The 23,330-nt window shown below is 71.0% G+C and carries 15 protein-coding genes; 9 read left to right on the plus strand and 6 right to left on the minus strand.

Annotated elements, in window-relative coordinates; translation table 11 throughout:
• Positions 1–126 precede the first annotated feature (126 nt).
• The 6 genes from IPG72_08985 (at position 127) to IPG72_09010 (ending at position 7,810) form a co-directional block, all read left to right on the plus strand.
• A complete protein-coding gene (locus tag IPG72_08985; GenBank protein ID MBK6769126.1) occupies positions 127–2,883 on the plus strand; it encodes a hypothetical protein in 2,757 nt (918 codons plus the stop codon).
• Positions 2,884–3,155: 272 nt separating this feature from the next.
• Positions 3,156–3,329: a hypothetical protein gene (locus tag IPG72_08990; GenBank protein ID MBK6769127.1), complete on the plus strand. Its 174-nt coding sequence runs from the start codon at positions 3,156–3,158 to the stop codon at positions 3,327–3,329.
• Positions 3,330–3,811: 482 nt separating this feature from the next.
• Positions 3,812–5,518, plus strand: coding sequence for a hypothetical protein (locus IPG72_08995; GenBank protein ID MBK6769128.1), 1,707 nt, complete (start codon positions 3,812–3,814; stop codon positions 5,516–5,518).
• A complete protein-coding gene (locus IPG72_09000; GenBank protein ID MBK6769129.1) occupies positions 5,511–6,152 on the plus strand; it encodes a CoA pyrophosphatase in 642 nt (213 codons plus the stop codon). The genes IPG72_08995 and IPG72_09000 overlap by 8 nt, the downstream gene beginning before the upstream one ends.
• Complete coding sequence (gene thpR / locus IPG72_09005) at positions 6,149–6,781, plus strand: RNA 2',3'-cyclic phosphodiesterase (GenBank protein ID MBK6769130.1); 633 nt, start codon at positions 6,149–6,151, stop codon at positions 6,779–6,781. Before IPG72_09000 ends, thpR begins: the two co-directional genes overlap by 4 nt.
• A 45-nt stretch (positions 6,782–6,826) precedes the next feature.
• Positions 6,827–7,810 carry a 6-phosphofructokinase gene (locus tag IPG72_09010; protein ID MBK6769131.1) on the plus strand — a complete coding sequence of 328 codons (984 nt, stop codon included), beginning with the start codon at positions 6,827–6,829 and terminating at the stop codon, positions 7,808–7,810.
• A gap of 67 nt (positions 7,811–7,877) precedes the next feature.
• On the opposite strand, the gene IPG72_09015 is transcribed toward IPG72_09010, so the two are convergent.
• Positions 7,878–9,830, minus strand: a complete 1,953-nt coding sequence (locus IPG72_09015; GenBank protein MBK6769132.1) for a S8 family serine peptidase — start codon at positions 9,828–9,830, stop codon at positions 7,878–7,880.
• A gap of 573 nt (positions 9,831–10,403) precedes the next feature.
• On the opposite strand from IPG72_09015, the gene IPG72_09020 reads away from it, so the two are divergent.
• Entirely contained in the window at positions 10,404–11,555 is a 1,152-nt protein-coding gene (locus tag IPG72_09020; protein ID MBK6769133.1) for an acyl-CoA dehydrogenase family protein, read from the plus strand.
• A gap of 42 nt (positions 11,556–11,597) precedes the next feature.
• On the opposite strand, the gene IPG72_09025 is transcribed toward IPG72_09020, so the two are convergent.
• The 4 genes from IPG72_09025 to rfbD form a co-directional block, all read right to left on the minus strand.
• Entirely contained in the window at positions 11,598–12,530 is a 933-nt protein-coding gene (locus tag IPG72_09025; GenBank protein ID MBK6769134.1) for a site-specific integrase, read from the minus strand.
• 757 nt (positions 12,531–13,287) lie between these two features.
• On the minus strand, positions 13,288–14,679 hold the full coding sequence (locus IPG72_09030) for a glycosyltransferase family 2 protein (GenBank protein ID MBK6769135.1): 1,392 nt from the start codon (positions 14,677–14,679) through the stop codon (positions 13,288–13,290).
• Positions 14,667–15,377, minus strand: a complete 711-nt coding sequence (locus IPG72_09035) for a hypothetical protein (protein MBK6769136.1) — start codon at positions 15,375–15,377, stop codon at positions 14,667–14,669. The genes IPG72_09030 and IPG72_09035 overlap by 13 nt, the downstream gene beginning before the upstream one ends.
• Positions 15,374–16,252, minus strand: coding sequence for a dTDP-4-dehydrorhamnose reductase (gene rfbD, locus IPG72_09040; protein ID MBK6769137.1), 879 nt, complete (start codon positions 16,250–16,252; stop codon positions 15,374–15,376). The genes IPG72_09035 and rfbD overlap by 4 nt, the downstream gene beginning before the upstream one ends.
• A gap of 254 nt (positions 16,253–16,506) precedes the next feature.
• On the opposite strand from rfbD, the gene IPG72_09045 reads away from it, so the two are divergent.
• Both IPG72_09045 and IPG72_09050 read left to right on the plus strand, forming a co-directional pair.
• Positions 16,507–19,014 carry a hypothetical protein gene (locus IPG72_09045; GenBank protein ID MBK6769138.1) on the plus strand — a complete coding sequence of 836 codons (2,508 nt, stop codon included), beginning with the start codon at positions 16,507–16,509 and terminating at the stop codon, positions 19,012–19,014.
• A 271-nt stretch (positions 19,015–19,285) separates the two neighbouring features.
• Positions 19,286–21,694, plus strand: a complete 2,409-nt coding sequence (locus IPG72_09050) for a lamin tail domain-containing protein (protein ID MBK6769139.1) — start codon at positions 19,286–19,288, stop codon at positions 21,692–21,694.
• Between the two features lie 3 nt (positions 21,695–21,697).
• On the opposite strand, the gene IPG72_09055 is transcribed toward IPG72_09050, so the two are convergent.
• A complete protein-coding gene (locus IPG72_09055; GenBank protein ID MBK6769140.1) occupies positions 21,698–23,281 on the minus strand; it encodes an AMP-binding protein in 1,584 nt (527 codons plus the stop codon).
• Positions 23,282–23,330 lie beyond the last annotated feature (49 nt).

Below are 23,330 nucleotides of genomic sequence, written 5' to 3' on the forward strand. Positions count from 1 at the left end.
GTGTCAAGCCCTGGAGCCTTAAAGATTTTGGCGTCGGGATTCCGGCGGTGGCGGCCGACGTATAATCGCAACCGATCCGACACGGGACGGCCATTCGGCCCGCCGCCCGGACTGGGGGGCTGCGCTTTGCTCGATCGATTCCTGTCGACCAAGCTCTACTTGCCGCGTCCTCGCCATGGCCTGGTCGCCCGACCGCGCTTGGCGGCGCGCCTGGACGAGACGCCGCCCGGCGGCGTTGCGGTCCTGTCGGCGCCGGCCGGATCTGGCAAGACCGTGCTGGGCATCCAATGGCTGAACGCGTTGCGGGCCTCGACCGAGCCGTCGACGGTGGCATGGATCGCGCTGGACGGCGCCGACAACGATGCAGCGCGGTTCTGGGCCGGTGTCGTGGCCGCCCTCCACGCCGCGGCTCCGTCCCTGGCGCCGGGTGCTGAAGCGCTCGTGCGCAGCCGGGACCGCGTGGAGCAGGATGCCCTGCTCACCGCGCTGATCAACGGTCTGGCTGCGCATCCCACCGCGATCGTGGTCGCCCTTGACCACCTGAACGCCATCGATGACCCGGTGCTGCTCGACTCGCTCGGCTACCTCCTCGAGCATCTGCCCGAGAACGTGCGAGCCATCCTCACGACGCGCGTCGAGCCGCCGCTCCCAACGACGCGGTGGCTGGTCGAAGGGCGGCTGTGCGCGCTGACCGAGGCCGACCTGCGTTTCAACGAAGAAGAGGCGCACGCTCTCCTCGCCGAAGTCACCGGACTCGGCGTCGATGCGGACCAGGTCGCTCGATTGACGGAACGGACAGAAGGTTGGGTCGGCGGTCTCGTGCTCGCTGCCCGCGCGGCCCGAGATCGCGGCGTCGAGACCATCCTCTCGTCCTTCGACGGCAGCCATCGCTACGTCGGCGACTATCTGGCCACCGAAGTGCTGAACGTGCAGCCGAATGAAGTGCGCGCCTTCCTGCTCCGGACATCCGTGCTCGATCGGCTCTGCGGTTCGCTGTGTGACGCCGTCGTCGGCGCCGTTGAGGGCACGGCGCAGACGATGATCGAACACCTCGATGCCGAGAACGTCTTCGTCGTTCCGCTCGACGACCACCGCCAGTGGTATCGCTACCACCGCCTGTTCGCCGACGCGCTGCGCGTCCGGTTGACGAGCGAGCACACCCCGCTCGAGGTGTCCGAGCTTCATCAGCGCGCCGCGGCTTGGTACGGCGCGAACGGGTACATCGTTCGCGCCGTCCGGCACAGCCTCGAGGCCGGGGACGAGGACGACGCGGCGGCGTTGATCCTTCTGGCTGCTGACGATGCCTGGACGCAGGGTCGCGCGGCAACGCTGAGCGGCTGGATCGGGGGACTTCCGGCGGGCGCCACGGACCGCCATCCCCGCCTCGGGGTGTACGCGGCGCTCTCGTCCGTCCTGCTCGGCCAGTCGCTCGAGACGGTCGATCCGCTCCTCGACCAACTCATGGACGCGCTCGCCGACGACGCTCCGCCGTGGCGGGGCCGCCTTGCCGTTGTCCGCGCCACGGCCGCCGGCGTGCGCGGTCAAAGCGCCGCGGCCGCCGCCGAGGCGCGATCCGCGATGCAGCTGCTCGATGCCGACGACCTCCCGTGGCGCGGACTGGCAACGATCGATCTCGGCTTGGCCGAGCTCGCGCACGGCCACGAGGCCGCGGCCGCCGCCGCCTTCGCGGAGGCGCGCGCGATCAGCATCCGAGCGGCCAACGGCTACGCAACCTTGGCCGCGTCCGTGAACCTCGCCCGCGCCCACCACGCGGACGGCGCGTTGCATGCCGCGGCCGCCGCGTACCGCGAGGCGCTGGCTTGCGCCGAAGAGCACAACCTCCAACAGCTGCCGCTGACCGGCCTGGCGCACATCGGCCTTGGCGACGTGCTCCGCGAGTGGGACCAGCGGGATGAGGCTGCCCAGCGCATCACGGACGGGCTGGTGCTGGCGGAGGGCCGCCACGTCCACGTTCGGACGGCCGTCTCCGGTCACCTGGCGCGGGCTCGGCTCGCCGTCGCCACAGGCCGGTGGGCGGACGTCGCATCCGACTTCGATGCCGCCGAGGCGCTGTCGCTGCGCCACGACCGCCCCGAGTACTTGGCCGAAGTTGAGTACGCCCGGGCCATCGCCGGCCTGCAGGCGGGCGATCCGGGGCCGGCCCTTCGCTGGGCCGGCGAGGGCGGCCCGGCCTCCGATGGAACGATCAGCGAGGGCGCGCCGGAGGCAGTGAGCGGCGGGCTGCTGCTGCGCGCCCAGCTCGCCCTCTTCCTCAGCGATCTCGACACGGCGGCCCACATGCTGGAGACGCTGTCCACGCAGCTGGCAGGGTCGAGCGGCCGTACGGCGCTGCGCGTCGGCCGCTCTTTCGCCGCCGCCCGATTGGCGCTGGCCCACGGCCATCGGACGGGGGCCGCCCTGTCGATGCGCACGGCACTCCAGCACGCGCTGCCGGAGCACTACGTTCGGTTGTTCCTTGACGAAGGCGACCGGGCGGTCGAGGCGCTCGAACTCGCCCGGTCGACCGCCGACGGCATCGATCCGCTGGACGAAGCGCTGGCGGGTTACGTGGCCGAGCTCCTCGCGGCTGCGTCGCATGAGACCGCCCTTCGCGCCGTGGCGGAGCGCGGCGACGGCGACAGCGGCCTGCGTTCGGTTGACGGTGCGAAGCAGGCAAACGCACGACTCCTCGAACCGCTCAGCCCGCGCGAGCTTGAAGTGCTGGCCGCCGTTGCGGCCGGCGAAACGAACCACGAGATCGCCGAACGCCTGACGATCGCGCTGTCAACCGTCAAGACGCACGTGAACAACATCTATGGCAAGCTCGGCGCGCGCAACCGCACCCAGGCCGTCGCCGTCGCACGCGAGCTCGGGCTGCTGTGACGCGCGTTCGCTCCCGTCGAACCCCACGCCCTGCCTGTCCGGTTGCGTGGACGGCGAAGCGCCGCTAGTACCCCGCCACTGCAGAATCTTTGGCCTTCGTACTCTGCCAGGCACCCTAGGCATGGCCAGTGGCGGGGTACTAGGTGCCCGCCGAACCGGCAAAGGTCAACCTTTCGGCCGATGCAGTCGAGCGACGCGGCACGTATTCTGTAGCCGTACGTCGGGCATTGGCATCGACGTGCTCGTCCGCATTGGCCATTTGGAGGTCCACCATGTTTTTCCATTCCGATATCCGTGCCCAGCAGGCCCGTTTCGACGACCTGCGCCGTGAAGCGATCGGCCAGCTTCGCATCCGCCAGCGCCAGGGCGACCGAGTGGCGGACGAGCGTCAGCGCAGCCGATCGCTCCTGAGCCGCCTCGATCGGCTGAGCCGACCGTGGCGCTAGTCGCCGCCTCACAGGCGGCCACGCGCCCCAACCAACGCCCCGGCCGGGCAGTCGCCCCGCCGGGGCGTTGCGCGTTAACGGCCAAGGCGGCGTCCTGACCCACCTTCCCGGCATCCCCCGTCGATCCACCTTTCGGACGATGTCCCTCCACCCCCACAATCCGTATCCTGACCGTGCAACCGATCAGACACCTCCATACCCCGTGCGGGCGGGGCGGCGCAAGCCGCCCCGTTCGTGCGTCTGGTGACCGGCACGCAACCCCGACGGCCCGCGACGAGTCATAATGACCGCCGGTTGTCACGGGAAGGGCGCGCGCCATGTCCCTCGTCAAACGCGATCCGCCACGCCGTTGCCGAGCACTGCGACGACGGCGAACGGCCCAGACCCCGCCCACGGGGGCGCCCGGGGGGCCCCCCGGGGGGGGGGGGGGGGGGGGGGGGCGGCGGGGTACGAGGCTGTCGATCCTGCTGGCCGGGCTGCTCGTGACCGCGACGCTTGCCTCCCTCGACGCGCAGCCACCGGACGCGGCGGAACGAGCGCGCTCAGTCGCCGACTCGAGGTCGACGGTCTACCTGCCGCGCCTTGAACGCGATGTCGGCTCGTGGCCGGATCAGGCGCTGGCCGATCGCATTTGGGGCGCCCTCGAAGCGTTCGAGCGCCGCCATCCGCTCGAAACGCTCGTCCCGAGCGTCGACGTCACGCCGTCCATCGCCGCCGCGATGGTGAACGTCGACGCCGCGTGCGCCGACTTTCCGGACATCCCGGACGTGTTCGGACCGGGCGCGCACCGCAGCGCCTGCCACGTCTGGGTGCCCGACGCGTTCGGCTTGTACCATGCCGCACGCGCGCTCCGCCTCGTGCAGGCGGGGCGGCCAATGACGGACACCGACGTCATGCGTCATCACGACTGGGCCCAGGCCTACCTGGCGGAGTCCGTTCGCGTGATGCAGCTGTTCGTCTTCGTGCGCTGCGATCCGCCGAACCCGTTCGGCTCGGACGACCCGCCTCGTTGCTTCGGCTACCGCGACACGCGTGCCGCCGTCTGGCAGAACACGCAGCGAGCGATGGAGCTCGGCGTGCTCGCGGATGCGGTCGCCCAGACCGGCGGCATCCACCCGGACATCGGCGCGCCCTTGGACGATGTTCTCGTCAGCACCGCCCGCGCCTGGCGCGCCGCCTTCTGGTCGGCGCAGCGGATGCCGAACGCGCGGCTCGACTTCGTCACCCGGCGCGCCGTCGAGGCACCGGCGCGCTCGCTCGGCGACGAGGACGTCGCCGCGGCCGTCTCGCACACGTTCCGCTGGGACGCCGACAAGCGGAACTCGCCGGCCGAGGAGATGGCCTGGATGGGCGCGGGCGTCGTCGTCGCAATGGCCGTCGCGGGCGATCGGATCGCGGCCGACGAGAAGGACGTCCTCACGGCCGCCGGTCGCCATTATGTTGATTACGCATTGTCCTACAACCGCCCCGACCCGGTGTTCGGCGTGCCCGTGCGCACCGTCGGGGCGGAGACGGACGGCGGACCCTACGGCCAGAACCGCTACTGGATCGAGAACCACCAGGATGATGCGCCCTCGCTGCCCTACCTCGGCTTCACGTGGGCATCCATCGGCATCGCCCAGCTGACGAGTGACCTGCCGCAGGGCGCGGTCTGGCCGAGCTTCGCGCCCCGCGATGCTTGGCCCGTGCTGGCCGCATCCGCCGAGGCCACACTGATCATGCCCGACGGCCAAAGCCTGGCCGATCTCCGGCCCGGCAACGGCGTCGGCTTCGATGTCGCCCGCTACCCACTCTGGACGATGCCGTGCGGCGAACACCGCGCGGGCGCGCTGTACATCGACGTCGGACCGAGTCGACCCGCCGGCAGCGCACGGTTCGTTTCCGAGATCGGCCACCCGGCCGGCCTTTCGATCGTCCTGGCAGGTGTGCCCCTGATCCGCACGGCCCTCGCCGCCGGCGACCTCTCGACGGCCGCCCGCTGGCAACGCCGCGTCGATGCCGTTCTCGCCGAGTACACCGCCAACCCGCCCGGCTTCGACGGCGTGCCGTGCAAGGTGGCGCCCTGGGTCTCGACGACGCCGGCGTACCATTGGGCCTACATGATCAATGCCTACCTCTACCCATGGCTGGTGGCCAGCGGCCACAGGATCGGAGAGAGGGACGACGCGGTGCCGACGTCCGGTGACTGACCACGCGGCCGTGGTCGCACGCCTGCGCCACCGCTTGGCGGCTGGCGACCTGCCCGGAGAGGCTGCGTTCAGCGCCCTCACCGTCCCCGGCCGCGCGGGCCGCACGGTGGACGAGGCGCGCGCAGGGGGTGCGCGCGAGGGTGCGGTGCTCGTGCTGATCTACCCCAACCCCAAAGCGCCGCACGTCGTGCTGACGGAGCGGCCCGCATCGCTGCGCGACCATGCCGGCCAGGTATCGCTGCCCGGCGGCCGAATCGAGCCCGGCGAAGAAGCGCAAGCGGCAGCACTGCGTGAAGCTGCCGAGGAGATCGGGATCGCCGATGCCGTCGACATCCTCGGCCCCCTTTCCCCGCTCTGGATCCCGCCGACGAACTTCCTCGTGTTTCCGATCGTCGCCGCGGCGCCCGCCCGCCCGACGTTCCGCCCGTCGCCCGACGAGGTGGCAGCGCTCATCGAGACCCCGCTCCACGCCCTCGCCGACCCGCACGCCCGGGGCACAGCCGTCCGCACCGGTCTCGACGGACAGCCGCGCCGCGTGCCGGCGTTCCACGTCGACGGCCGCGCGGTCTGGGGCGCGACGGCGATGATCCTCGCCGAGCTCCTCGCGGTGCTAGAGGAGCGTGGTGCGCCATGACCGAAGCCACGCTGCTGCGGCTGTTCGTGGCCGTCCCGATCCACGACTCCGCCCGCGCCGCGATCGCGCGCCACCTCGATGCCGCGCTCGGCGGACCGCTGCCAGGCCGCGTCGTTCCAGCGCCGAACTGGCACATCACGCTGCGCTTCCTCGGGAGCGTCGCCGCCGATGCCGAGGCGCCGCTCGTCACGGCCCTCGACGGCGCGCCGTGGCCGGCCGCCTTCGAGATCGGGTTCGGCCGGCTGGGCGCCTTTCCGTCCGCGCACCGCGCCCGCACGCTGTGGCTGGACGTCGATCCGGGTGGCGACGCACTCGGGCGGCTGGCCGCCGTCGCCGAGGGCGCCGTGCGCGCGTGCGGGTTCCCCGCCGGCAGCCGGTTCACCGCGCATATGACGCTCGCTCGGCTCCGGCGGGGCGACGATGGCGACGTTCGGCGGCTGCTGGACCGCGTCCCCTCGACGGCCGTCCGGCAGACGGTGGCCGCCGTCGCGCTCATGGACAGCACGCTGTCCGCCGGTCCGCCGCGCTACACCGAGCGACACCGCATCGTGCTGCCGGTCACGCCGCCGACGTCGCCGCCCGACACCCGCCACCCGGCAGGCGTGGACAGGCCGTCACCCCGCCACTAGAATCGACCGGCTCCGGTTCGGACTCGGACAACAGGCGGAGGGACGATGAAGCCGCGTCGCATCGCGGTGCTCACGAGCGGCGGCGACGCGCCCGGCATGAACGCGGCCCTGCGCGCCGTCGTGCGGATGGCGGCGTCGTTCGACATCGCCACGATCGGCATCAAGCGCGGCTTCGCCGGCCTCGTCGAAGGCGACGTTCGGCTGCTCGACCGGCGGAACGTGGGCGGCATCATGGACGCCGCCGGAACGGTCCTCGGAAGCGCCCGCCTGCCGGCATTCCGGTCGCCCGACGTGCAGCGCAACGCCGTCGCCACGCTCGATTCCGAGGCCGTCGACGCCCTCGTCGTGATCGGCGGGAACGGCAGTCAGGCCGGCGCGCACGCGCTCGCGTCGCTGGGCGTCCCGGTCGTCGGCATCGCCTCGACGATCGACAACGACCTTGTCGGCACGGACGTGACGATCGGCTTCGACAGCGCGGTCAGCGTCGCGATCGAGGCGATCGACCGGCTGCGCGCGACGGCCGCCAGCCACGAGCGGGTGTTCCTCATCGAGGTGATGGGGCGCGACAGCGGCCATGTGGCGCTCCACGCCGCGGTCGCCGGCGGGGCCGAGGCGTTCGCTGTGCCGGAGGATCCGATCGATCCGGACGCGTGGCTGGCCGAGTTGGCGGCGACATGGCGCCGGAAACGCCATGCGATCGCCGTCGTCGCCGAGGGCGCGCGGCCCGGCGCCGCGGCGCTGGCCGACGCGCTCCGCGCTGCGCGTGAAGCCCACGGACTGGCCGAGATCAGCGTCCGCGCCACGGTCCTCGGCCACGTCCAGCGCGGCGCGACGCCGACGGCAAGCGATCGCCTGCTGGCAACGCGTTTCGGGGCCGAGGCTGCGCGGCGCCTGGCGTCCGGCGAGCACGGCATCCTGATCGGCAGCGACGGCGGGGACGTCGTCGCGACGCCGCTCGCGGACATCGTCGGCCGGATCAAGCCGCTCGACCCGGACCTCTTGCGGTTGGCCGCGGCGCTCGACGCCTGAGGCGACCGGCGGTTCGCTCCAAACAACCGCGACGGGCGCCGGAACCCGGACCGTCCGGACCCGATCGTCAGTGAATCGCTGGATCCGCGTACCGCAGGCCGCGGGGCAGATAGATCCGGCTGACGTGGTCGGCGACGTGGACACGGAGCTGCAGGCACGCGCAGCCGGTGCGCGCGGCCAGGCCGCAGTCCTCCTGGTTGAACTTCAGAGCGCGCGGCAGGTCGGGGTCGTTCGTCGGGCAGACGCGGACTTCCTGCGGCGCGATGACGCTGCTCGACGACAGGCCGTTCGCCCAGCGGTCGAGGTTCTCGATGTTGATCACCAGTCCGCGCACCGAGGCCTCGCCGCGCCGTTGGCTGCGCGCCTCCTCCTCGAGCCACGTCGTCTCAGTGTAGATCGCCCAGGCGTCCACGTTGAGGTAGGGGTTGACGATATAGCGCTGGATCTCGGGCTCGCCCAAGGGCACGAACGAGTGGATCGCCCGACCGCCATCCAGTCGGATCTTGCGCGGCATCTGCTCGACGGTTCGCTCGAAGTCCACCACGCCGCAGCCGTACGCGTCGTTCCGCAGCCAGTCGTCGTCGCCGACCTCGAACTCGCCGAGCGTTTCGTCGCGGTGCGCGCCGCGGCACAAGTGCTCCTTGACCTGCAACGGAGACAGCGTCGGGTTGATCGTCTTCATCACCGCCGCCACGCCGGCAATGTGGGCAGCGGCGAAGTCGTCGGGCGCGAAGAGGAGCCGGAAGGGCGCGATCATCTGATAGGGCTGCTCGATCTCATGTTCATCGTCCGTGCCGCCCGGGACGCGGTTGATCGTCGTGTAGAAGCCTTCGCCCGGCGCCGCGATGTCCACCCACGGCCCCGTGCTCATCGTGCGGCGGCGCGCATACTTGTAGCCGTCCTCGTCGACGTGCGTGGCCGTCACGCCGATGACGTTGGAGCTGTTCGTGCGCGCCGGCCAGATGTCCGGATTCGCGCCTTTTGGGCACCCTTGGACCTGATCGACGCGCTCGACGAAGCCGCATTCACCGGCCGGCGCGATGACGGGAATGCCCTTCGTTCCGGCGAACGCGATCGCCTCCGACAGCCGCTTTACGCTCTCGTAGCGCACCTCGTCGGGGATGAGCTCGCCCAGCGGCAGGCCACCGATCAGGATGACCGTCGCCTCGTTCTTGGCCGCGTAGCAAACGCCTTCGGTGATGCTCTTGATCCAGAACGCGGCGCCCCATCGATCCGTGTCCGGGTCCTTGGCGGCGAAGGTCGCCTTGATCGGCATGATCCGCGCGCCCCACGATACGCCGGCGATCCCCTCGCCGTTGTTCGTCTGCGCTGCCGCGATGCCGGCCATCTGCGTGCCGCGATTCAGGGAGCGCGCGACGGTTCGAGGTTCGAAGTAGAGCGGCTGCGGTTCGTTGTCGCCCTTCGTCGGCGCGTTCCAGTCGCGGCCGAAGTCCCAGCCCTGTACATCGTCGACGTATCCGTTCCCGTCGTCGTCCCGACCGTTGTCCGCGGTCTCGTCCGGGTTCCGCCAGATCTTGGCCCCGAGGTCCGGGTGGCCAAGGTCAACGCCGTCGCTGATCACCGCGATCGTCACGTCGTCGCGGCCGTAGCTGACCTGCCAAGCGTCGAACACGTGAAGCACCTGTCCGAGGCTGTCACTCTGGAAGTCGAAGTACTCGTCGTTGGGCTTCGTCGAGACGGATCCCTGCGCCACGTCGGCCGCGTCGAGATCCGATGCGCGCGCCGCCGCGCGGCGAGCCACGCGGTCAGCGTCGAGCGTCGCCCCGTCGCCCCGCGACAGTACTTCATCGGCCGCGACTTCATCGGCCGCGACTTCATCGCCCGCGACGCCATACACGCGCGGCGTACCTGCCGGCGGCTGCAACCGCGTCCGATCACCCGCCGCGAGCGGCGCGAAGCCAAGGGCTTCCTGCGGACGGAGCGAGCGCGGCTGGAGGGCAGCCAGCCACGCCGGCTCGCACGTGGTCGTCGCGAGCGCGCGCAGCGCATCCGCGGGCACGTGAGCGCCGGGCGACGCCTGGCCCGCAACGCCAGGCGGTGTGGTCAACAAGACGCCAAGGACCGCAGCAATGGCCGCAGCGGGACGCAAGGGGCACGCGCGGCACGGAGGGAATCGCATGCTCGAGAAACCTCCATGTGCCGCGCGGGGGGAAGCGACGGCGACTGGAACCGCCCACCCGGCCGGCACGGCGTGCCGGAGCACAGCACCTTGGGGAAAGGGTGAACGTATCGGACCGCTATCAGAACGCATCCCGGTGGCCCGCATCGAACCCAGTCGGGCGCAATGCTCACCTGCAGATGCATGCGATATGGATAGGACGAGTTGACCGTCGACTAGGATACGCTCCACGGCGGCCGTGTCAAGACCGCGCCCGTGCATGCGACACACACCCGACAGTGCCAACCCGAGCCGTTTCAGCGCCTCTGCACGGCACGTCTGCACGGCCACCGAACCGGCTTGCGCCGGCCACGCGCCTCCGGTATCCTCTCGCGCCCTGGCGCACCCGGCGCCGCCGACGCCCGGTGTCCCGGCCACGCCGCCGGCCGCCCCACCCGATCCGGAGCAGACGCAGTGGACTTCGAGCTGACCGAAGAGCAGCGGATGATCCGGGATGCCGTGCGTGCGGTGGCGCAAGGCGAGTTCGCGCCGCGCGCCCACGACGTCGATGAGCGGTCGCGCTTCCCGGCCGAAAACTTCGCCCGGTTGGCCGAGATGGGCCTGATGGGCCTGCCGATCGCCGAGCGGTACGGCGGCGGCGGCGGCGACACCGTCAGCTACGCCTTGACAGTTGAGGAGCTTGCGGCGGCGTGCGGCTCGACCGCGCTCGTCTACGCGGCGCACGTCAGCCTCGGCTGCTCGCCATTCGCCCTCTTCGGCACCGAAGCGCAGAAGCAGGCCTACCTGCCGCGACTGACCTCGGGGGCGATGTTCGGCGCGTTCGGCCTGACGGAGCCGCACACCGGCTCGGACGCCGGCGCAACGCGCACGACGGCCGAGAAGACGCCGGACGGCTGGCGGCTGAACGGGCAGAAGATGTGGATCACGTCCGGCGGGATCGCCGGCACGATCATCGCGACGGCGCGGACGGTCGTGGACGGCGAGGACATGGGCGTCAGCTGCTTTATCGTCGAGCGCGAAATGCCCGGTTTCGTCGTCGGCAAGGACGAGCCCAAGATGGGCCCTAAGGGTTCGATCACGAGCCAGCTGTTCTTCGAGGACTGCGCGCTGCGCGACGACCACTTGCTCGGCGAGGCCGGCAAGGGGCTCAAGCAGATGCTGACGATTCTCGACGGCGGCCGGATCTCGATCGCGGCGATGGCGCTCGGCCTCGGACGGGCGGCGCTGGAGCATGCGACGGGCTACTCCCTCGAACGGATCGCCTTCGGCAAGCCGATCTCGGCGAACCAGGCCGTGCAATGGAAGCTGGCGGACTCGGCCGTTGGGCTCGACGCAGCGCGGCTGATGACGTGGCAGGCGGCGTGGCTGAAGGACCACAAGCGCCCGTTCGGCAAAGAGGCCGCGATGGCGAAGCTTGCCGCCAGCGAAGCGGCGGAAAAAGCGTGCTTCGAGGCCGTCCAGATCCACGGCGGGATGGGCTATTCCCGCGAGGTGCCCGTCGAGCGCTTCTACCGCGACAACCGCTTGACCGAGATCGGCGAAGGGACGAGCGAGATCATGCGCCTCGTCATCGCCCGCAGCATTCTGCGCGAGCGCGCCGACTAATCCGACGCATCGCCCTGGTGCCCGCGCGCCCGACGCACATCCTCACGCCGACGGGAACCGCTCGCTCACGCCGCTCGCCGGTCCGACGCCCGCCGCCAGCAGCCCGAGCTTTTGCGCCGTCTCGGCCCATGTGATCGGCGAAAGGCCGAGCCGGGCGCTGAGCGCTTCCGGAGGCACGCCGGCCCGCCAGGCGCGCAGCGCCATCGTCCAGCGCAGCGTCTCGAAGCTCGTGCGCTCGGGCAGGGCAGCGTCGCGCACGATGTCCTCGAGGACGTATTCCAGATTCCGCGCGGTGCAGGCAAAGAGCGGGGCGTCGTCGCCGACGTTGTAGCGGCGGCGGTAGGCCTCGAGCAGCGGCAGGAGCACGGCATCGAACGGCACGCGCCGTTCCTTGGCCCGGAATCGCGGCGCATCGTAGCGCACGAGCACGGACGGCGCGGCCGGGTCGGCTTGCACATCCGCGCTCTTCAGGCGGATGAGTTCGCCCTTCTTGAGTCCGGTGTCGAGGAGCAGCCGCACGAGGAGCTCCGGCCGCGGGTCGGGTGCCTGATCCCGCCCCCGGATGGCCGCGGCCGTTCCGAGGAGCGCATCCACTTGCGTGTCCGTCAGCACGAGCGGCAACGGCGCGACGGCGCGGCGATGGACCAACGGCAGTGCCGGGTCGTCCGCACGGGCACCCTCGGCGGCGAGCCACGCGAAGAACACCTTCAGCGTCGTCACGCGGCGGGCGTAGCTCTTGGCGCTGCACGGCTCACCGCGGTGCTCGAGCAGCCACGTCAGGAAGCGCTGCAGATCGTGCACGTCGATCTGGCCGATCGGCCGGCCATGGCCGAGGAACTGCGCGAGCAGGCGGAGGTCGCTGGCAAAGCCCAGGCGCGTGTTTTCGGTCTTGCCGGCGCGCAGCAAGTGCTCATGGAATGCCGCCGTGGCGCCGTCCAACGTCGTCGCCGCCTTGACGGCCGGCCACGGCGCCACTCGGTCTCCTACGGGACCGGCGGCACCCGGCCCCGTCGCCGGATGCCCGCCGAACAGCGGCAGCTGCGAGGGCGCGCGCGGCGGCGCTGGGTGGTCGTCCCTGTCCATGATCGGAGGCTAGCAGCACGGCCACGTTATGGCAAGTGGGGGAGGCCAGCCCCTTCGATGCGCGGTTACGAATATCTTAAGATTGCGAGGTCGACAGGCTGTGGTAGAATGGCCCGACGCGCCGCGAGGGCGTGGGGCGATGCCGTTTCGATGTGTCGCCGTGCCGCTCCCTTAGGAGGATGCCATGCGCAGGTGTGCGGTTACGATGGTATGGATCGCGCTGTTGGCGGTGTTTACCGGCACGACGGCGCATGCCCAGAACGTTCAGGGGATCAGCTTGCGGGCCGGTGAGGCCATGAAGGGTTCGCCGAGCGGTGTCGTCGACATCGTGGGCAACGGGACGTCGGCCATGGTGGCCGTCGACCTTTCGGGCGCCGCCGAGACGATGAAGCTTGCCGACTTCGAGGACGCCAAGGCGTTCGTCGTGTGGGCCGTCGACATGGATGGTTACCGGCACAACATCGGCACGCTCACAGACGAGCTGAAGATCGCCGACGCCGCGGTCGAGTACCGCGTCGCCCGCGTGTACGTGACGGCCGAGGCGGACGCGAAGGCAACCGCACCCACCGGCGACCCGCTGTACAGCGTGACGCTCCGCAACGTCACCGAGAAGTCCGGCGAGCCGGCCGGCGCATCCAAGGCCAGCAGCTCATCGACGACCGCGTCGACGAGCGCGTCGACGAGCGCTTCGACGACGAGCAGCACCGCGGCATCGAGCGCGGCCAAGCCCGCCGCCGTCGCCGGGACGAAGCCGTCCGAGCTGCCGACGACCGGTGGCGGGATGTCGGACATGATGGTCCTGGCCGCTGCCGCGCTCGTGCTCTTGGGCGTCGGCGCACGGCTGTTCGGCGTTCGGGCCTAGCACTCTGTCACTGGACACGCTTCGGACATCCGACACAGGTAGTTGTCCGCAGACCCTTGAATCCGCAGACCCTTGAATCCGCAAACCCTTGAATCCGCAGACCCTTGAATCCAACGGAAGGCGTGCCCGTGTGGCACGCCTTCCGTTCGTCATCGGCCACCGTGGTCCGCGCCACGCCCCTCGATCGGCGCCGGCTCGCGTCCGGTGAGCAGCATCGCCATCGCCCGGGCATCGATCCGCCGTGACCGTTGGATGATCCGCCGCGCGCCGAACGAGCGCCACGCCGTCCCCCAGCCCACGATCTGACCGCGCATCGTCGCGCGAGCCGCGGCGCCGCGCGCGTGCCGCAGCGCGCGCGAACGTCCGGCCCTCAGCGAGCGCGATGCGCCAGGCGTTCCTCGCGACGAGGGGCGACGGGTAGCACCGCTGGATCGTCCAGGCGCGGTTGCGGGCCACGTGGTAGCTGGCCACCGGTCCGCCGCCCGTCGCCGAGAGCTTGTGGTAGACGACGGCGTCCGGCACGAACACGCAGCGCCAACCGCGCAGCCGCGCCCGCCACGCCAGGTCGACGTCCTCGTAGTAGCTGCCGAAACGCGCCTCGAAGACGCCGACGTCGTCCAGCATCGCCCGGCGGTAAGCCGCCGCCGCGCCGCTCGCGCCGAAGACCCAGCGGGCGTCGTCGCCATCGAACTGCCCGCGATCGACCTCCCAGACGCCGCGGTTCGCGGCCTGCCCGGCGCGGTCCACGGTGTCGCCCGTCGTGTGCAGCGTTTCCCGCCGATCGAAGAGTCGGACCTTGGAGGTGGCCATGCCGGCCCCCGGCGCCGCTTCGAGCCCCCGCACGAGCGCCGCCAGCCAGCCCCGCTCGACCTCGGTGTCGTTGTTCAACAGGACGATCACGTCGGCGCGCGCACGATCGATGCCGGCGTTCACGGCGCCCGCAAAGCCGATGTTCGCCGGCAGCCAGATCGTCGCAACCGCCGGGTAGGCCGCCATGAGATCACGCGTCCCGTCCGTCGAGCCGTTGTCGACGACGATCGTCTCGAACGGCCCGCAGTCCTGGCGACCGAGGCTGTCGAGGCAGACGGTCAAGTGGTGCGCGCCGTTCCAGGTGGGGATGATGACCGAAGCGATCGGACCCACCGGCGGGCCATCCCCCGCCGCGCTCACGCTTCCCATCGCGCCATCGGAACGGCGCGCGACATCACGCGCCAGGCCAACGTTCCGCCGAGAAGCGAGCCGATTCGGTCCGAGGCCGCGAGCGCGAGCAAGCCGGCATCCGCCAGCGCCGCGGGTGCGGGCGGCAGGAGGTCGAAGTGCAGCAAGACGTCGCGGCTGGCCCCACCGATGAACGCCTGCGCACCCGGCGCGCCATGCCACGCCCGCGCGACAACGACGTCGGCGCTGTCGGCGAGGATCAGCTCGTTGATCTCCACCGTGGCCGGGCGACCGGCGGAACCGCCAAGCGGCCAGTGCGCCTCGCAGCCGCGACTGGGCCGCAGCCAGAGATCCCCCTGGATGTTGGCGACGTCGTAGCCAGCGGTCGGGATGCCGTGCTCCAGGGAGAACGCGTTGAGGAGGTCCGCCACGACGCCCTGCGATGGAACGCCGTGCGGCGACCGCGCCCAGGCCAGCAACGCCTCATGCGGCGGGATGGTTGCGGCCGGCAACCCGACGTCGGCGTACGCTGCCCGCCACGCAGCGAACACCGCATCCGGCGGTGGGGCCGCGGCCGCCGCGACCGCGGCGCGCGTGAGGGCGTCGCGTGCAGCGGCGGCCGCCCCGTCGGTCACGCCTTGGATGCGGCTCATGCGGACCGTCAGCCGAACGAAGTCGGGCACCGGCCCGAAGACGGCACTGTCGATCCGCTCGATCACGACCGGACCCGCGCCGGGACGTCAGCGACCCCGGCGGCGGTGTCCGGGTGTCCGCCGCGTTCGAAGAAGGCCTCGAGTCCCGATTCCCAGGCGGGGAGGCGGATGCCGAGCGCGGCGGCGGCGCGGTTCGCCAGCGGGGCGTATGCCGGAGGGCGGGCGAGGCGCGGGAACGCGGCGGCACGGTCGATCGGGAAGTCCCGCCGGCCGGCGCGGTCGAGCGCGGCGCGGGCGAGGTCCCAGCGGCTGCAGCTGCCCTCGTTCGTCAGGTGGTACGTGCCGTACGTGCCCGTCGCGACGAGGGCGAGAATGCCATCCGCGAGGTCATCGCAAAACGTCGGGTTGCCGACCTCGTTGTCGACGACGGCCAATCGGTCGCGCTCGCCCGACAGCGCGAGCATGCGCTGGACGAATCCGCGCCCGCCGAGGCCGTACAACCAGGCCGTGCGGACGACGTAGTGCGCCGGCTGGACGGCCCGCACGAGGTGTTCGCCGGCCAGCTTGGAGGCGCCATACACGCTGATCGGCGCCGGGGCGTCATCCTCGACGTACGGCGCGCCCTTCCGCCCGTCGAACACGTAGTCCGTGCTGACCTGGACGAACGCGGCCCCCGACGCCGCCGCGCCGCTGGCCGCCCGCCAGGCGCCGACCGCGTTCCCTCCGAACGCCGCCTCAGGCTCGCGCTCGCAGCGGTCGACGTCCGTGAACGCGGCGGCGTTGACGACGACGTCGGCGCGGACGGCCGCGACGGCGTCGGACGCGTCGGGCCGCGTCACGTCGATTCGGGTGCGGGGGGCGGCGACGACGTCGTGGCCGACGGCGCGGCGGGCGATTGCGCGTCCGAGCTGACCGTCGGCGCCGAGGATGAGGATGCGCATGCAACGTCCGGTGTGCGGGGGCCGCCGGCGGGGTGCGGCGGGCGCGGGTGGCAGGATTAAGGCAGCGGTGTCGGGCCGCGGTCAAGTTGGTGTGACAGGTTGCGCCCCGATCTGACCGTAACACCGGCCCGATCTCATCCGTCCTCTACCCTTGAAGCCCTGCCCGGCGGTCCCATCCCTGCCGACCACCCCCCAACACAAGACCGGGGTCGGCCGGGCCGCGATCGATTGGCTCAACACCCAAGGAGGTTCGGATGGCTGCCCTGCCACGGCGTGCCGCATGTCTGGCGCTCGGAATCCTGGCGCTGACGCTCACCACCCCCGCAACGTTCGCGTGGCTCACCGGCGCCGCCGTCGGACCGCGCACCCCCCGCACCGCCCACGCCCGCCCGGCCGCCGACGAGGTGCCGGCGGGCCAGATCGTCGTCCGCGGCCGGATCGACTACATCGACCGTGACATCGAGCGCGCGCACGCCGCCGCCGGGGTGCGCGTCGAGATCTGGGACCAGGACAAGGGGTTCCCGGACACGTCGAGCAAGCTCGGCGAGGCCCGAACGGACATCAACGGCTTCTTCGAGAGCCCGCCGCTGCCCAACCAGGACCGCGACGCGCCGGGCGGTGAGGCCGGGCTCACCGGCCAGGACATCTTCCTCAAGCTCTTCACGGACAACGGCGACGTCAAGCTCCTCCAGCTCGGAACGAGCCGCGAGTTCGTCTGGCAGAGCTACGACCTCGACCGCGAAGACGGGATTCAGCGAAACGTGGCCGACGGTTCCGTCACGATGCCGCGCCTGATCGTCCAGGGGACGACGCGCGACGTGGAGGCTCTCTGGACGTTCGTGAACATGGCCGAAGCATGGCTGTTCATGCAGTCCGCAAGCGGTTCGAACCCGGGCAAGGTGACCGGCTACTGGTCCAAGGACAGCCAGACCGGCCCGCTGTACGATCCGGCGAAGCGCGAGCTTGTCTTCCGCAATGACACGGCCGGCTATTCCGACGTCGTCGTCCAGCACACCGCCTACGCGCTTCTCCACAACATCTACGGCACGCTGCCGGCGGCGTGGACGGCGTGTCTGTCCGGGTCCGAAGAGAACATGAAGAACGAGATCGATCCGGCGTGCGCGCTGGTACAGGGCTTTGCGACGTTCCTGCCGTTGGCCGTCTACAAAGAGGCGCTCTTCGATTCGCAGGTCCTCCGGCGGCTCGATCTCGATGCGCCCGGGCCGGTGACGCCGGGCTGGAACAACGGCGATCGCGTGCCTGGCCGAATCGCCGGCGCATTCTGGGACCTGTACGAGGAAGACCAGACCGTCGAGGAGTTCGACACGTTCAACGCGACCTTCGGCGACGTCTGGGAGGTCTTCCGCCAGAAGAACCCGACGACGTTCGCGGAGTGGTGGGCCGGCTGGAAGGCGCTCGGCAAGGACAGCTGCGGCGCCGTCGGCAGCCTCTACCAGAACTCGATCGACTACGCCCGCGGCCTGCGCGTCGCGCCGATCCCCGACGTCGTCCTCGACGAGGACCAGTCGACGGTCGTCAACCTCGCCGCGTACGTCACGAACGCCGACTGCCCGCCGGATCGCCTGAAGCTGACGATCATCGATTACGGCGCGCCCGAGGCCGGCATCGAGCCCATCGCCGGCACGCTCATGATCAGCGTCACGCCGCAGGCCAACTGGTTCGGCCAGACGACCGTTCGCGTCCTCATCGCCGACGGTCCGACAAGGGTGAACACGACGTTCAAGGTCATCGTGAGGTCCGTCAACGACTGCCCGCGGATCACGCCGCGGATCGCCGATCCGGGCTCCGTGCGCTACGGCGAGACGATCACGATCGACCTCGGCACGCACGGCACGGACGTCGAGACCGCGCCGGCGCTGCTGCAGTGGCGGGCGGACATCGAGCCGCAGTACAAGGACCTGATGGTCACCGGCAACGGCACGACACAGCTCGTGTTCTCGCTGAACTCCTCGATCATCGTGGACTACTCCGCCCTCGTCGACATCGTCCTGCGCGATACCGACGGCTGCGAGGTGCGCCAGCCGATCGCGCTGAACTGGACGGAGCGGCCGAACCAGCCGCCGGTCATCTGGATGGACCGCCTGGTCCGCGAGTACCAGGCGCCGGTGAACACGACGATCCACGTCGACCTGAACGGCGTGGCCGGGGATGCCGAGGACGGGCCGGACGGCCTGGAGTGGTTCATCGAGAACTCGGGCGACATCAAGGCCCAGGCGCTGAAGGGGAGCGACAAGCGGTCGTTCGACTTCATCCCGAGCGACGGCTACATCGGCAGCACGTTCCCCGAGCTGGCGGTGAAGGACTCCAAGGGCCTGCAGGCCACGGCGGGCATCACGCTCACATGGGTCATCACGAACGCCAAGCCCGTCATCCTGCGCAACCTCCTCCTCGGCAAGACCGTCGGCGCGAGCCAAGGCGGTCGCCCGAGCCCTGCCGCGTGCTACCCGCTGGCGAACAAGGCCACGGACGCCGACGATCCGGTGTCCAGCCTGCTGTGGTTCCTGCGCGACTACGACGCGGACAACCTGACCGTCACCGGCCAGGGCACGCAGGCCGTCTGCCTCCGCCCCCGCCCCGGCTTCGTCGGCTGCGAGACGGCGCGCTTCCTCGTCCGCGACCCGAAGGGCGGCACGGACAGCCACGAGGTCACGACGTGCTGGCGGGAGATCAAGATCCTGTTGCCGTACACCGTGAAGCCGCCGCAGTCGGCGGCGATGCAGCAGCGCGGCAGCCGGCGGTAGCGGCGGCCTAAGGCCCCCGCCCCCGGCGTCGCTTCGCTCGCCGACCCCTCCCCCAATGCTGGGGGAGGGGTTTTCTTTGTGCTGGGGGAGGGATCTTCTTTGTGCTGGTGGAGGGGTTTTCTTTGTCATCCGGGCTTCTTCGGCACCGCGTGCTTCCCTTCAACCCCCTTTAACAGACCGCCACATCCCGTGTGATATACTGCCGCCGACCCCGCCCCCCGGCGCCCGGCCCACCGCGTGCCCAGGCGCCCTGCCCCGCCAGGAGCCCGGCATGCGCCCGCCCCGTCCCGAACGACCGCGCCGCCGAACCGCCACCCGCGCCGTCGTCGTCGCCACGTCGTGCGCCTTCGCTGGAGCCGCGCTGCTGCCATGGACCGACGCCCGCAGCCAGCCGGCGGCGAGCGCACAGGCCCCGTCCGCGACGGCGATGAAGGTCTGCGAGATCCAGGGCGCCGGCATGTCGACGATGGCGCCGACGTCGACGCTGGTTACGGAGGGCATCGTGACGGCGGCGTTCGTGCGCGTCGAGCCGTTCGGCTTCATGATCGAGGATCCGGGGTGCGACGGACGCGTCGAGACGAGCGATGGATTGTTCGTCTATGTGCCGAAGGGCGTGGAGGTGAGCGTTGCGGTCGGCCAGCGCGTGCGCGTCACGGGCCGGGCGAAGGAGTATGCCGGGCTGACGGAGTTCCTCGTCGGCGGCCCAACGGCCGTCGAGGTCCTCGGCACGGCGGCGCTGCCGGCGCCCTTCCCGCTGGCGCTCACGATGAACGCGGCGGACAACGCGGCCCTCCTGGAGGCCCACGAGGGCATGCGCATTGCGCTCCCGCCCGTTGCGGCCGTCGGCGGGACGGATGCGCACGGCGAGGTGCCGCTGATCGATGCGACGGCGGCGATCTCCCACGTCCTGCGACCGGCCGCCGACCCCCGCCTGATCGCGGCCGTGGCGCCAAGCGGGTGGCCGGTCGTGGCGCAGGGCGACACGCTCGCGGGCGTCGTCGGGCCGCTGCACTACTGGTACGGCAAGTACATCGTGGCGGTGGACGACTGGTCGACGGTCACGGTCTCGGCCGGCGGACGCCCCCCGGCGACGTTCGCACCGAGTGCGGCAGGGGAGCTCACGGCCGCCACGTTCAACGTCGAGAACTTGTTCGACGGTGTCGACGATCCGGGCAAGGACGACACCGAGGCAACGTATTTCCCGCGCTCGCAAGGCGAGTACGAGCGGCTCGTCGACCGGCGCGCGAAGGCGATGGCGGAGCGGCTGGGCATGCCCGACATCGTCTCGATCGAGGAGATCGAGCACCTGTCCGTCCTGGAAGATCTGGCGACGAACCCGCGGCTCGCGCCGGCGCATTACGGCGCCGCGCTCATCGAGGGCATCGACCCGCGCGGGATCGACGTCGGCGTGCTGTACAACCGGGCGCGACTGCGGCTGCTCGGCGTCGAACAGCGCCAGAAGTGCATGGATGGTGCGTTGGCCGGGGCAGCCGGACTCGGTCCGTGCACGCTGCCCGGCGGCGCGCCCGGCAAGCAGATCTTCGCCCGCCCGCCGCTCGTCGTCCACCTCGGCATCCGCGACACGGACGGTCGGCTCACCGTCGTCGCCAACCACTTCAAGAGCAAAGGAGGCGATGACGCCGAGACGACGGCCACCCGCCTCCTGCAGGCCAAGCACATCGTCGACCTCGTGCGCGCGTACCAGGCGGCATCGCCGACGACGCCCGTCTTCGTCATGGGCGACCTGAACGACTTCGAGGACAGCCCACCGATCCAGGAGCTCGTCGGCACCGGCCTGCTCACCGACCTCCACGACCGCGTGCCCGCCGAAACCGACTACACGTTCATCTTCAACGGCACGGCCCAGGTCCTCGACTACATCCTCGTCCCGCCCGCGTTCGCCGCGTCGCACGTCACGGACGCGCGCGTCGCCCACTTCAACGTCGACTTCCCGTCCCACCCGCCGCTCGACCGCATCCCCGAGCCGCCGTCGTTCGAGACGTCGCGCGTGAGCGACCACGACCCGTTCGTCATCCGCTTCAAGCGCTTCGGCACGCCGCGTTTCGAGCTGTTCCTGCCGGCGCTGCTGCGAACGGCCGAGTTCAACGTACCGAGCGGCGGCGACGGACCGACGGCAACGGCGCGGACAATCCCGCCGGAAGCAACGCCGACGAGCGCGGGGCAGCCGACGCCACCGCCCGGCTCGACGCCGCCGACCGCCGCGCCCACCAACATGCCCACCCTCCGGCCGCCCACCGCGACGCCCGCCGCCGGCGCGGTACCCCGCACGCCGCTGCGGATCTCGACGCTGTTCTACGACGGCGTCGTGCGGGACACCGAGTCCGACGAGTACATCGAGATCGAGAACGTGACGGCGAACGCCATTGCGCTCAAGGGATGGACGGTCGTCTCAGCGCGCGGCACGGATCAGGTCTTCGCCTTCCCGGCGGCCGCGATGATCGATGCCGGCGCGCGCTGCCGCGTCTACACGAACGAGGACCACCCCGAGCGGCCGTGCGCCTTCAAATGGGGGAGCGACCAGGGGATCTGGAACAACTCGGGCGACAAGGCGGAGTTGCGCGATGGGGTGGGGGCATTGATCGACGAGAAGTGCTACGGCGGCGAGCCATGGGGCAACGCCTGTGCCAACGTGCCGGAGACGCCGACGCCCACGCCGTAGCGGTCAGCCCCCCAACCCCACCGCCATCCGCTTCAACGCCCCCAAGTCCCGCTTCCCCGTCCCGAGCACCGGAATCGCCTCGACGACGTGGAAGTCGACCTGCCTCGGCCGCCAGAGCGTCGGCAGTCCGTCGAGCGACTCGAGGAGTTGATGCGCCGAAACCGGCAGCGCCCCAACGTGCAGGACGAGGAGGCGTTCACCGCGCTTGGCGTCCGGCACGGCGCACACGGCGATCTCGACGGCGTCGTCGGGGTGATTGGCGGCAATCCAGGACCGGAGCACGCCCTCGACCCTATCCAGCGGGACCATCTCGCCGCCTACCTTGGCGAAGCGGGCCAGCCGGCCCGTGATCGTGATGACCCCTTCGGCGTCGATCGTGGCGACATCGCCCGTGTTGTAGCCGCCGTGGATGAACGCGGCCGCCGTGAGGTCGTCGCGGCCGAGGTAGCCCTGCATGCGGGCGGGCGAGCGGGCGACGAGCAGGCCCTCCACGCCGTCCGGCTGGCGGGCGAGCGTGTCGGGATCCACGGTGAAGACCTCGATGCCCGGCAACGGCCAGCCGACCGTCCCCTCGCGTATCGCGCCGGGCCGGTTGCCGGCCACGACCGGCGCCAGCTCGGTGCATCCGTAGCCTTCGAGGAGCACGGAATTCGGGTACTGGGCGCGGAACGCGGCGTGCAGCTCGCTCGGGCACTTCTCGGCGCCGACGACGCTGTAGCGCAGTGCCTTGAACTGCTCGGGCGTCACGCGGCGCATGTAGGACCGGACGAACGTCGGCGTGCTGATCATGTAGCCCGCGCCGCTCTTCTCCGCCATCACGCCGATGCCGGTCGCGTCCAGCGGGTCGGGGTGCGCGGCGATCCGGACGCCGTAGCAGAGGCACATCCACATCCCCGGCACGAGCCCGAAGCTGTGAAACAGCGGCAGCGCCGTGAGCAGCGTCGCGCTGTCCGGGGCGATCTCGACGTGCTCGACCATCGCACCGCAGTTCGCCAGCACCTGGCGGTGCGTCAGCTGGACGCCCTTCGGGTCGCCCGTCGTGCCCGACGAGAAGATGATCGTCGCCACGTCATCCGGTCGGGCGCGATCCAGCCAGCGGCTCGGCAGCGCGATGACCTTCAACATCGCCCACACGACGGCCGGTTTGGACAGCCCGCCGAGCAAGTCCTCCGCCAGCACGACCCGACCTGGCAGCTCCGGCTGCCCGAGGCGCTCCAGGTAAAGCCTGGACGAGACGATCGTCCGGAGATCGGCCAACTCGGCCATCCGCCGGATCTGGACCTCGCCGGCGGTGTGGTTCAGGTTCACGCTCGTGCGCCCGCCCAACGCCAACGCCAGGTTCACGACCGCGCCGCCCCGCCCCGGCGGCAGCATCACGCCCACCCGCCGCTCGTCCGGCGCAAGGCCGAGCATGTCGCGGATCACGAGCGCCGCCGCGGCCAGGCGCAGCCGCGAGATGTCGCCGCGCTGCTCCTGGACGGCCACCCGTCCCCAGCGCCAGCGGGCGCGCGCGATCGTCGCGGCGCCGAGCGTTCGGCGGTCGCGCAGGCTCTCGGCGAGGGCTTGGTCGTAGGTCAAGCGGGGCATGTTCCGGCTCCGGGCGTATGGGGGAGGCGTATCTGGGGGGTGGAGGTGG

The organism is Candidatus Avedoeria danica (genome assembly GCA_016703025.1).
Classification (GTDB): domain Bacteria; phylum Chloroflexota; class Anaerolineae; order Epilineales; family Epilineaceae; genus Avedoeria; species Avedoeria danica.

Coding starts and splice junctions, on each gene's coding strand:
- rfbD (MBK6769137.1), bottom strand. CDS start 16,252: ATGCGCATCCTCATCCTCGGCGCCGACGGTCAGCTCGGACGCGCAATC.
- IPG72_08990 (MBK6769127.1), top strand. CDS start 3,156: ATGTTTTTCCATTCCGATATCCGTGCCCAGCAGGCCCGTTTCGACGAC.
- IPG72_09030 (MBK6769135.1), bottom strand. CDS start 14,679: ATGGGAAGCGTGAGCGCGGCGGGGGATGGCCCGCCGGTGGGTCCGATC.
- IPG72_09045 (MBK6769138.1), top strand. CDS start 16,507: ATGGCTGCCCTGCCACGGCGTGCCGCATGTCTGGCGCTCGGAATCCTG.
- IPG72_09055 (MBK6769140.1), bottom strand. CDS start 23,281: ATGCCCCGCTTGACCTACGACCAAGCCCTCGCCGAGAGCCTGCGCGAC.
- IPG72_09050 (MBK6769139.1), top strand. CDS start 19,286: ATGCGCCCGCCCCGTCCCGAACGACCGCGCCGCCGAACCGCCACCCGC.
- thpR (MBK6769130.1), top strand. CDS start 6,149: ATGACCGAAGCCACGCTGCTGCGGCTGTTCGTGGCCGTCCCGATCCAC.
- IPG72_09010 (MBK6769131.1), top strand. CDS start 6,827: ATGAAGCCGCGTCGCATCGCGGTGCTCACGAGCGGCGGCGACGCGCCC.